General features: G+C 51.9%; 9 protein-coding genes. 7 read left to right on the top strand and 2 right to left on the bottom strand.

The features are described from left to right. Nucleotides 1-316 precede the first annotated feature (316 nt). From ACTHSP_RS13425 to adhE, 4 genes are all read left to right on the top strand, one after another. On the top strand, nt 317-1,636 hold the full coding sequence (locus tag ACTHSP_RS13425; RefSeq protein WP_440346263.1) for an MFS transporter: 1,320 nt from the start codon (nt 317-319) through the stop codon (nt 1,634-1,636). A gap of 318 nt (nt 1,637-1,954) precedes the next feature. Next, nucleotides 1,955-2,407 carry a hypothetical protein gene (locus ACTHSP_RS13420; RefSeq protein WP_440346262.1) on the top strand — a complete coding sequence of 151 codons (453 nt, stop codon included), beginning with the start codon at nt 1,955-1,957 and terminating at the stop codon, nt 2,405-2,407. Nucleotides 2,408-2,431: 24 nt separating this feature from the next. Further along, the gene (locus ACTHSP_RS13415; RefSeq protein ID WP_440346261.1) at nt 2,432-2,683 is read left to right on the top strand and encodes a hypothetical protein; all 252 of its coding nucleotides are present in this window, start codon (nt 2,432-2,434) and stop codon (nt 2,681-2,683) included. After that, nucleotides 2,683-4,572: a bifunctional acetaldehyde-CoA/alcohol dehydrogenase gene (gene adhE, locus ACTHSP_RS13410; RefSeq protein WP_440346260.1), complete on the top strand. Its 1,890-nt coding sequence runs from the start codon at nt 2,683-2,685 to the stop codon at nt 4,570-4,572. Before ACTHSP_RS13415 ends, adhE begins: the two co-directional genes overlap by 1 nt. A 262-nt stretch (nt 4,573-4,834) precedes the next feature. Here adhE and leuS read toward each other — a convergent pair whose 3' ends face one another. Then, on the bottom strand, nt 4,835-7,663 hold the full coding sequence (leuS, locus tag ACTHSP_RS13405) for a leucine--tRNA ligase (RefSeq protein WP_440346259.1): 2,829 nt from the start codon (nt 7,661-7,663) through the stop codon (nt 4,835-4,837). A gap of 200 nt (nt 7,664-7,863) precedes the next feature. Beyond that, a complete protein-coding gene (locus ACTHSP_RS13400) occupies nt 7,864-8,199 on the bottom strand; it encodes a hypothetical protein (protein WP_003685933.1) in 336 nt (111 codons plus the stop codon). Between the two features lie 201 nt (nt 8,200-8,400). On the opposite strand from ACTHSP_RS13400, the gene dnaJ reads away from it, so the two are divergent. The 3 genes from dnaJ to ACTHSP_RS13385 all read left to right on the top strand — a co-directional run. Next, complete coding sequence (dnaJ, locus tag ACTHSP_RS13395) at nt 8,401-9,561, top strand: molecular chaperone DnaJ (RefSeq protein WP_440346258.1); 1,161 nt, start codon at nt 8,401-8,403, stop codon at nt 9,559-9,561. A 296-nt stretch (nt 9,562-9,857) separates the two neighbouring features. Beyond that, nucleotides 9,858-10,436 (top strand): TMEM165/GDT1 family protein, encoded by a 579-nt coding sequence (locus ACTHSP_RS13390; protein WP_049328417.1) that lies wholly within the window; start codon nt 9,858-9,860, stop codon nt 10,434-10,436. A gap of 1 nt (nt 10,437) precedes the next feature. After that, a partial coding sequence (locus tag ACTHSP_RS13385; RefSeq protein ID WP_440346257.1) for a TIGR01621 family pseudouridine synthase occupies nt 10,438-10,902 on the top strand: 465 nt, incomplete at its 3' end.

Genomic DNA, 10,902 nt, shown 5'->3' with positions numbered 1-10,902 from the left:
CATCTGTTTACATATTACAAATAAACATCATAACCCAAGCATGAAGCCTTTGCAAAAAACGGCAGGCCGTCTGAAAACCAAACCATCGACTTTCAGACGGCCTGAAGTGATTTCTTGTTTCATGTTTCAATAGGGTATGCGGTTTATCGCTGAGATTAAGATATTCAAAAATAGTCAAAAATCGCGTGCTTCCTATTCTTTGCATATTGTATAAATGTTAAAATCGACATAATGCTCTATTTGGGGTTTGTCGCTGAAACTCAAGCAGTTATTTATAAAATCTAATTCGATAAAACACAAACAAAGGAAAGAAGTTATGGATATTCTGACGCGGCTGCACAATCTGCCTCCCTCACGCTTCCATTACAAACTTTTAGTGTTGGTCGGCATAGGCTGGCTGTTTGATGCCATGGATACAGGCTTGGTGTCGTTTGTATTGCCGGCTTTGGGCAAAGATTGGGCGCTGACTCCGGCGCAGTTGGGTTGGATTGTCAGCATTGCCTTTGTCGGCATGGCTTTGGGCGCAGTATTCAGCGGCTGGCTGGCAGACAGGTTCGGACGGAAAACCGTTTTTGCCGGTACGATGGTGGTGTACAGCATTGCCACAGGTTTGTGCGCGCTTGCACCTGATTTGGCGGTTTTGCTGGTGTGCCGCTTTTTTGTCGGCGTGGGTTTGGGCGGCCAACTGCCCGTTGCCGTGTCACTGGTCAGCGAATATGCGCCGCCGAAAGTACGCGGCCGTTTTATTGTGTTGCTGGAAAGCTTTTGGGGCTTGGGCTGGCTCTCGGCCGCGCTGGTGTCTTATTTCTTTATTCCGCAAACCGGCTGGCACAGCGCGTTTTTATTCGGCGCCTTACCCCTGTTTTATGTGCCGTTGGTGTTGAAGTTTGTTCCCGAATCCGTGCCTTACCTGCTTTCTCGCGGCAAAACCAACGAAGCGCACCGTTTGGTATCCGCGCTGGAAACTCAATCGGGCATAACGCCGCCGACAGAAGCCGTTGCCGCACCGGCTGCCCCGCGTGAACGCATCCGCTTCGTCCAACTTTGGCAACATCCGTTTGCACGGCGTACGCTGATGCTGTGGCTGGTTTGGTTCGGCATCGTGTTTTCGTATTACGGCATTTTCACTTGGTTGCCCAAACTGCTGGTCGAGCAGGGCAATACAGTGGTCAAAACCTTTGAATATGTGCTGGTGATGATTGTGGCGCAACTGCCCGGCTATATTGCCGCCGCGGCTTTGGTGGAAAGAATCGGCCGCAAAGCAACGCTGGCAGGCTTTCTGGCTGCTTGCGCCATGTGCGCATGGTTTTTCGGGCAAAGCACAACTGCGGCCGAAGTCATGATTTGGGGCAGCCTGATGTCCTTCTTCAACTTGGGCGCATGGGGCGTTTTGTACACTTACACCCCCGAGCTCTACCCCTTGCGCTTCCGTGCCTTCGCATCCGGCTGGGCAGGCGCTATCGGCCGCGTCGGCGGCATACTCGCACCCATGGTAGTGGCGGCGATGGTGGGCAACAGCGGCGGCTTCGGCAATATCTTTATGATGTTTGCGCTGGTTATGCTGCTGATTGTGGCAGTAATCTTGGTATTGGGTGAAGAAACCAAAGGCCGTACGCTGGAAGACATCAGCCAATAAAAGGCATACATGAAAAGGCCGTCTGAAAAATATTTTCAGACGGCCTTTTTTTATTTTAAGTATGTAATTTTGATACATTGGTTTTCTGTTCTTATTTTAATATACGAGGAAAGCGACTAAGAATGACCGTCTTTTGTTTTGCGAGGATGAAATCATTATACTTCAACAAATTAAAATGAATAAATGATAAAGAGGCCGTCTGAAAAGTTCAATCATGGTTTGTGATGTAGGTCAAAGCAGAATGTAACTAAATTACTTATAGTAGTCATAGTGAAAATTTATCGACTTTATTGCCACCTTATATCAAGGAGATACACCATGAACGCATCAGCCGACAATGTCGTCAGCCCCGCCGTAGCCGAGGTCAACAGTTTGGTTGAAAAGGGTTTGCGCTCGTTGGACGAGTTTCGCAAGCTGAATCAGGAGCAGATTGATTATATCGTTGCCAAAGCCTCTATCGCTGCGCTGGACAAACATGGTGTACTCGCCATGCACGCGGTTGAAGAAACGGGGCGCGGTGTATTTGAAGATAAAGCGACCAAAAACCTGTTTGCCTGCGAAAACGTCGTGCGCTGCCTGCGCGATTTGAAAACCGTGGGCGTCATCAGCGAAGACGATGTAACCGGCATTACCGAAATCGCCGATCCGGTCGAGGTCGTCTGCGGTATCGTGCCGACCACCAATCCGACTTCCACCACCATTTTCAAATCCCTGATTGCGCTGAAAACCCGCAATCCGATTATTTTCTCGTTCCACCCTTCCGCCCAGTAGTGTTCCGCCCACGCCGCCCAAATCGTGCGTGATGCCGCGATTGCCGCCGGCGCGCCGGAAAACTGCATCCAGTGGATTGAAAAACCGTCTATGGAAGGCACTTCCGCGCTGATGAAGCATCCGGGCGTGGCGACGATTTTGGCGACCAGCGGCAATGCGATGGTGGAAGCCGCTTATTCCTGCGGCAAACCCGCGCTCGGCGTCGGTGCGGGCAACGTGCCTGCCTATGTTGAAAAAAAACGGCAAACATCCAGCAGGCGGCACACGACATCGTGATGTCCAAAGCGTTCGACAACGGCATGATTTGCGCCAGCGAACAAGCCGTCATCGTCGACAAAGAGATTTATAAAGAGCTGGTCGAAGAGTTCAAATCCTACGGCGTGTACTTTGCCAACAAAAAAGAAAAAGCCATGCTCGAAGACTTCATCTTCGGCGTTACAGCAAACTGCGCCAACTGCGGCGGCGCGAAACTCAATGCTGCCGTGGTGGGCAAACCGGCGGCGTGGATTGCCGAACAGGCTGGGTTTAAAGTTCCCGAAAAAACCAACATCATCATCGCCGAATGCCGAGAAGTCGGTCCCAACGAGCCGCTGACCCGCGAAAAACTTTCGCCTGTGTTGGCCATGATTAAGGCAGATTCGACCGAACAAGGTTTGCAGTTCGCCGAAGAAATGGTTGCCTTTGACGGCTTGGGACACTCCGCCGCCATCCATACCACCGATGAAGAATTGGTCAAAACGTTCGGCTCCCGCGTCAAAGCCCTGCGCGTGATTTGGAATTCGCCTTCTACTTTCGGCGGCATCGGCGACGTGTACAACGCCTTCCTGCCTTCTCTGACCCTCGGTTGCGGCTCTTACGGTAAAAACGCCGTCGGCGGCAACGTCAGCGCAGTCAATCTGTTAAACATCAAAAAAGTAGGCCGTCGGAGAAACAACATGCAATGGTTCAAAGTGCCCGCCAAAATCTATTTTGAACGCGATTCTATCCAATATCTGCGAGACATGAAAGACTGCGAAAAAGTCATGATTGTGACCGACCGTTCGATGGTTGATCTGGGCTTTGTCGATAAAATCACCCATCAACTGCATCAACGCAAAAACAAAGTGACCATCCAGTTGTTTACCGATGTCGAAGCCGATCCGAGTGTCCAAACCGTCTATAAAGGCACGGATTTGATGCGCAGCTTCCAGCCGGACACCATTATCGCGCTGGGCGGCGGCTCGCCAATGGACGCGGCCAAAGCCATGTGGCTCTTCTACGAACAGCCGCAAGTCGATTTTGAAGACTTGGTGCAAAAATTCATGGATATCCGCAAACGCGCGTTCCGCTTCCCTGAGTTGGGCCGCAAAGCCAAATTTATCGGCATTCCTACCACATCGGGCACCGGCTCCGAAGTCACGCCGTTTACCGTCATTAGCGACGGAGACAAAAAATATCCGATTGCCGACTACTCGCTGACACCGACCATTTCGATTGTTGATTCTGCGTTTACCATGACCGTTCCGGCAGGCGTAACCGCCGATACCGGTTTGGACGTACTGACCCACGCCGTAGAAGCATATGTTTCTGTACTGGCGAACGACTTTACAGACGGCCTCGCCCTGCAAGCCATCAAGCTCGTGTTCCAATACCTCGAACGCTCCTACAAACACGGTGCGGCCGATCCAGAAGCGCGCGAGCATATGCACAATGCCTCCACCATCGCAGGCATGGCGTTTGCCAATGCGTTCTTGGGCATCAACCACTCGATGGCACACAAAATAGGCGGCAAATATCATGTTCCGCACGGCCGTGCCAACGCTATCCTACTGCCGCACGTCATCCGCTACAACGGCACGCGTCCGCAGAAAACTGCCACTTGGCCGAAGTACAACTACTACAAAGCCGACCTGAAATATCAGGAAATCGCCCGTACCTTAGGCCTGCCATGCAGCACACCGGCAGAAGGCGTAGAATCCTTCGCCCGCGCCTGCCATGAACTGGCGGTCAACGTCGGCATCAAAATGTCGTTGAAAGAGCAGGGCATCGATGAGAAAACCTTCCTCGACGGCAGAAAAGAGCTGGCCATGATGTCTTTTGAAGACCAATGCACCCCGGCCAACCCACGCCTCGCCATGGTGGCCGATATGGAAGAAATCCTGACCAAAGCCTATTACGGCGAATAAAATCGGGTAGTAAAAAAGGCCGTCTGAAACCTGAATATAGGGTTTCAGACGGCCTTTCTTTATTCGGCTAAACCTTGTTTTTATCAAAGCTAAGGTTTTCATTTGAATACGATGGTTCAAAAAATATCTTTATGATTTTGATTTAATTGAAAACCTTACGTTTAAATAAAATAACGATTGGGCTTGAAAGCCAAAATAAAAGGCCGTCTGAAAACCAAGTTTCAGACGGCCTTTATCCGTATGGCTAAACCTTAAAAGCGGTTTAGACGACGATATTTACCAAGCGTCCGGGAACGACGATGATTTTCTTGGCAGGCTTGCCTTCCATGAATTTCACCGCGCCTTCGGTGGCGAGTGCGGCGGCTTCGAGGTCGGCTTTGGATGCGTCGGCGGCAACGGTGATTTTGCCGCGCAGTTTGCCGTTGACTTGAACCATGACTTCGATTTCGGATTTGACCAGGGCGGCTTCGTCGACTGTCGGCCAGCCTGCTTCCCAAAGTTTCGCGCCATTCAATTCGCTCCACAGGGTTTCGCAGATGTGCGGCACGATGGGCCACAACAGGCGTACGGCGGTTTCCAATACTTCTTGGGAGACGGCGCGGCCTTGTTCGCTGCCGGTGTCGGTTTTGTCGTATTGGTTGAGCAGTTCCATCACGGCGGCGATGGCGGTGTTGAACTGCTGGCGGCGGCCGTAGTCGTCGCTGACTTTGGCGGTGGTGGCGTGCAGTTTGTGGCGCAGGTCTTTGAGTTCTTTGGACAAACCGTCTTGGCTGCCTGCAAACGCTTTGACCGCGCCGCCTTGTTTCAGGTATTCGTAAACGGTGCGCCACAGGCGGCGCAGGAAGCGATGTGCGCCTTCGACGCCGCTGTCGCTCCATTCGAGGGACTGTTCGGGCGGTGCGGCGAACATCATGAACAGGCGGGCGGTGTCCGCGCCGTAGGCATTAATCAGCTCTTGCGGATCGACGCCGTTGTTTTTGGACTTGGACATTTTTTCCGTGCCGCTGATGACGACGGGCAGCCCGTCGGCTTTGAGGACGGCGGAAACGGGGCGGCCTTTGTCGTCGAACGTCAGCTCGACATCGGCGGGGTTGATCCAGTCTTTGCTGCCGTTGGCGTTTTCGCGGTAGTAGGTTTCGCAGACGACCATGCCTTGAGTCAACAGGCGTTCAAACGGTTCGTCAACATTGACCAAGCCTTCGTCTCGCATCAGTTTGGTAAAGAAACGCGCGTACAAGAGGTGCAAAATGGCGTGTTCAATACCGCCGATGTATTGGTCGACCGCGCCCCAGTATTTCGCGGCTTCAGTCGATACCATGCCTTCTGCGAACTTGGGCGACATATAGCGGAAGAAATACCAGCTCGATTCCATGAAGGTGTCCATGGTGTCGGTTTCACGTTTCGCCGCGCCGCCGCAGCATGGGCAGGTGGTTTCGTAAAATTCGGGCATTTTTGCCAAAGGCGAACCCATGCCGTCGGGTACGACGTTTTCAGGCAGAACGACGGGCAGTTGGTCGGCAGGGACGGGTACGTCGCCGCATTTTTCGCAATGGACGATGGGAATCGGGCAGCCCCAGTAGCGTTGGCGCGAAATGCCCCAGTCGCGCAGGCGGTATTGGGTTTTCGGTTCGCCTGCGTCTTGGCTTTGCAGTTTGGCGGCGATGGCGTCGAAGGCCGTCTGAAAATTCATGCCGTCCAAGTCGCCGCTGTTGGTCAGGTAGTTGTCATCGGAAGTTTGAAATTGATGATTCCAGCCTAATCGAATTACGTCCAAGTATTCATGAATGGCATATTTAATTTGCTCATTTTCAGTTTTGTCCCAAAATGCAAGCAATTCCGCATTAAATTGCTTTAAAACTCTGTCAACAAAGCCTTGGGCATGATTTTGGGAATAATCAAAAATATAATCGACATCAAATGCAAGCTTATTTTGATCTGCAATCTGTTTTAGAGAAGCAATCGCTTTGTCTATTTCATGATTTCGTACCACGACTTTAATAGGCAAATTATATTTTTGTGCAAACTCGAAATCGCGTTCGTCGTGCGCCGGAACAGCCATCACCGCGCCGTCGCCGTAGCCCCACAATACATAGTTGGCAATCCACACTTCCAGTTTGTCGCCGTTGAGCGGGTTGACGACGTAGCGGCTGGTCGGCACACCTTTTTTCTCCATCGTCGCCATATCGGCTTCGGCAACCGAGCCGGCTTTGCATTCGGCGATAAATGCCTGCAATTCGGGTTTGTCGGCGGCTGCGGCGGTTGCCAGCGGATGCTCGGCGGCAACGGCAACATAAGTCACGCCCATCAGCGTGTCGGGGCGGGTGGTATAAACTTGCAGGAATTTCGCGTAATCGCCTTCCAAGCCTTGTTTGCTGTCGTCTGAAACGGCGAAGCGCACGGTCATACCGCGAGATTTGCCGATCCAGTTGCGCTGCATGGTTTTGACTTGTTCCGGCCAGTGTTCCAGCTTGTCCAAATCGTTGAGCAGCTCTTCGGCGTAATCCGTGATTTTGAAGTAATACATCGGGATTTCGCGTTTTTCGATCAACGCGCCCGAACGCCATCCGCGCCCGTCGATGACTTGCTCGTTGGCAAGGACGGTTTGGTCGACGGGGTCCCAGTTTACCGTGCCGTTTTTGCGATAGACGATGCCTTTTTCAAACAGTTTGGTAAACAGCCATTGTTCCCAGCGGTAGTATTCGGGTTTGCAGGTGGCGACTTCGCGTTCCCAGTCAATCGCAAAACCCAGGCTTTTGAGCTGGGTTTTCATGTATTCGATGTTGTCGTAAGTCCATGCGGCGGGGGCGACGTTGTTTTTCATCGCTGCGTTTTCCGCCGGCATGCCGAACGCGTCCCAGCCCATAGGCTGCATGACGTTGAAGCCGTTTAAGAGTTTGAAGCGGCTCAATACGTCGCCGATGGTGTAGTTGCGCACATGCCCCATGTGCAGCTTGCCGCTGGGGTAGGGGAACATGGAGAGGCAGTAGTATTTGGGTTTGGAAGCGTCTTCGGAGACGTTGAAAATACGGGCGTCATCCCATTTTTTCTGCGCCGCAGGCTCAATGGCGGCGGGTTGATATTGTTCTTGCATGATATTTCGCTTTATACAAAGGCGTTGGAAAATAAAATCAAACGCAGATTATAGCGGATTCAGAAGCGGATTGCTTGTGTCGTAACATCATGTCAAACCGCTTTGGCATTGTTGTTTCCTGTTTGTTTTGACGTGGACGAACGCAAACAATCAAAAGGCCGTCTGAAAACAGGGTTTCAGACGGCCTGAGTATGAAACGGTTAACGGTAAGTCTGGCAACGGACGGCTTCTTCCTTGCAGAACATTTCCGCGTGCTGGCGGCGGCATTGCTGAATCACATCCAAGCGTGCGCGGCCGCGGTTGACGTTTTCGGTACGGAAGGTGTCGGTAAATGCCGACAACGCGCATACATGAACTTCGTTGTTTCTGCGTGCGGAACGCTCATCCAAACGCTCGCTCAGTAGGCGGTTTACTTGGGCAGTCAGTTCGGCCACCTGACGCTCCAGTGCCGCAATGCGTTCGCTGTCGGAAGGCGCGGCTTGGACAGCGGCCGCCATCAGCATCAGGCATAAAAAGGAAGCGGTTTTTTTCATCATGGAGGAAAACCTTTCTAATATAAAACAGCGGTATAGGGTCAAATATTCTTTCACTTTAAGGCCATTATCATGCTTTGACAAGGCGAGGGAGGCCGTCTGAAACAAAATTTTCAGACGGCCTTAAAAATATCGACTTGAGTTTTTTACCTTCCGCCCACATATCCGACCCAGTTCAAACTTATTCAAAACACTATCAAAATTATGAGTACCCAAGATTATTACGAAACCCTTGGTGTTGCCCGCAGCGCTAGCGACGATGAAATCAAAAAAGCCTACCGCAAGCTGGCAATGAAATACCATCCCGACCGCAATCCTGACAACAAAGAAGCGGAAGAAAAATTTAAAGAAGTCCAAAAAGCTTACGACACCTTGTCTGACAAGGAAAAACGTACCATGTACGACCAATACGGCCATGCCGCGTTCGAACAGGGCGCAGGTGCGGGTGGCTTTGGCGGTTTCGGCGGCCAAGGCGGATTCGGTGGTGCGCAAGGCTTCGATTTTTCCGATATTTTCAGCCAAATGTTTGGCGGGGGCGGCAGCGCAGGCGGCCGTCAGCCGGATTACAGCGGTGCGGACTTGCAGGTCGGCATAGAAATTTCGCTTGAAGAAGCCGCCAAAGGCGTGAAAAAACGCATCAACATTCCGACTTACGAAGAATGTGATGTCTGCCACGGCTCAGGTGCCAAACCGGGCACATCTGCATCAACTTGTTCGACCTGTCACGGCTCAGGTACGGTACACGTCCGCCAAGCCATTTTCCAAATGCAGCAGACTTGTCCGACTTGTCACGGTACAGGCAAAGAAATCAAAGATCCTTGCGTCAAATGCCGTGGCGAAGGCCGCACCAAAACCAGCAAGACGGTTGAAGTCAACATTCCGGCAGGCATCGACGACGGTCAACGCATCCGCTTGAGCGGCGAGGGCGAACCGGGTCAACACGGCGCACTGGCAGGCGATTTGTACGTCAATGTCCGCGTAAAACAGCACAAAATTTTCGAGCGCAACGGCTTGGACCTGCATTGCGAACTGCCGATCAGCTTTGCTATTGCCGCATTGGGTGGTGAAGTCGAAGTGCCGACTTTGGACGGCAAAGTCAAACTGCACATTCCGAAAGAAACGCAAACCGGCCGCCGTATGCGGGTGAAAGGCAAAGGCATCAAGTCTCTGCGCTCCAGCTCGACCGGCGATTTGTACTGCCACATTTTGGTCGAAACGCCGGTCAACCTGACCGACCGTCAGAAAGAGTTGTTGGAAGAATTTGAAAAAATCTCCTCCGGTCTCAATCTCAGCCAAACCCCACGCAAAAAATCGTTTTGGGAAAAAGTAGGCGAAAAAGTAGGCGATTTGTTCTCCGATAATTAATCATTGTGAAAAAGGCCGTCTGAAACCTGCTTTATAGGGTTTCAGACGGCCTTTTGTTTTTCTTTTTGTTGCTTCAAGCCATGGATTGCCTTACAATTCGGGCTTCACTCTTACGGGAGTAGCCATTCGGCGCAATGCCGAAACCGTTGTCAACATAATCGGCTTGTGCGGCCGTGGCAGCGGTATCTTCTCTGCTTTATCGGAAGACAGGCAAGACGTAAGCGTTGTCCATACCCTTGCGGGCGGTATGCACAGCGCTTTTTGTTTGCCCGCTTTTCGGTTGAGTATCTTAAATCATGGAAGCTTTTTTCTCCTCGACGCTGGGTGTTGCTATTGCCGAAATCGGCGATAAGACGCAATTGCTCGCGCTCTTTTTGGCAGCACGTTTTGCCCACAAAAACGCGATTGTTGCCGGTATCTTTGTTGCAACCCTGTTGAACCATCTTGTTTCGGCCGCACTCGGTGTCTGGCTGGCATCCGCTATTTCGCCCGAAGTCATGAAATGGGTGGTCGGCGGCAGTTTTATTGCGGTCGGATTATGGCTGCTGTTGCCGGACAAAGACGAAGACCCTGATGGCAAGTGGCTGAAATACGGCGCATTTACGGCGACGGTCGTCCTGTTTTTCTTGGCGGAAATCGGCGATAAAACGCAGATTGCAACAGTTCTTTTGGCGGCAAAATACCAATCTATCCTGCTGGTCGTGGTCGGCAGTATTGCCGGTTTGATGATTGCTTCTGTGCCTGCCGTGTATTTGGGCGAAATGCTGATGCGCAAAATTCCGGCCAAAGCAGTGCGCATTGCTGCGTGTATCTTGTTTTGCCTGCTGGGTATTTTGACCCTGCTTGGCGACGGTATTGTGTTGAAGGCCGTCTGAAATGTGGGACATTGTTTTTGAGCACAAAGACTTTGTGGTCATCAATAAGCCTTGCGGTGTATCGGTGCACAGCGAATTGGAAGAGGATGTTTGCCTGACCGCTTCGCTGGCGCAACAGCTCGGTGTTGAACGCGTGTGGTTGGTTCACCGTTTGGACAAAGCCACCAGTGGCCTATTGCTGTTTGCGTTAAACCGCGACAGCGCGGCGGCTTTGTCGGCGCAGTTTGCCGAGAAAACCATGCGTAAAACTTATTTGGCACTCGGTACGCACAAGCCTGCGAAAAAGCAGGGTTGGGTGAAAGGCGGTATGGCGCGTTCGCGGCGCGGTACATGGAAGCTGACGCGTGACGAGGATAATTTTGCCGTTACCCGTTTCAGCAGCCAAAGCTTGAAGCCCGGTTTGCGCCTGTTTGTGTTGCAACCGTTTACCGGCAAAACCCATCAGCTGCGCGTGGCCATGAAAAGC

It is taken from the genome of Neisseria sp. P0001.S005, assembly GCF_051963715.1.
Note: the sequence above shows the minus strand (reverse complement) of the source record. Positions and strands in the feature narration are given on the sequence as shown.

Coding starts and splice junctions, on each gene's coding strand:
- ACTHSP_RS13425 (WP_440346263.1), top strand. CDS start 317: ATGGATATTCTGACGCGGCTGCACAATCTGCCTCCCTCACGCTTCCAT.
- ACTHSP_RS13420 (WP_440346262.1), top strand. CDS start 1,955: ATGAACGCATCAGCCGACAATGTCGTCAGCCCCGCCGTAGCCGAGGTC.
- adhE (WP_440346260.1), top strand. CDS start 2,683: ATGTCCAAAGCGTTCGACAACGGCATGATTTGCGCCAGCGAACAAGCC.
- leuS (WP_440346259.1), bottom strand. CDS start 7,663: ATGCAAGAACAATATCAACCCGCCGCCATTGAGCCTGCGGCGCAGAAA.
- ACTHSP_RS13400 (WP_003685933.1), bottom strand. CDS start 8,199: ATGATGAAAAAAACCGCTTCCTTTTTATGCCTGATGCTGATGGCGGCC.
- dnaJ (WP_440346258.1), top strand. CDS start 8,401: ATGAGTACCCAAGATTATTACGAAACCCTTGGTGTTGCCCGCAGCGCT.
- ACTHSP_RS13390 (WP_049328417.1), top strand. CDS start 9,858: ATGGAAGCTTTTTTCTCCTCGACGCTGGGTGTTGCTATTGCCGAAATC.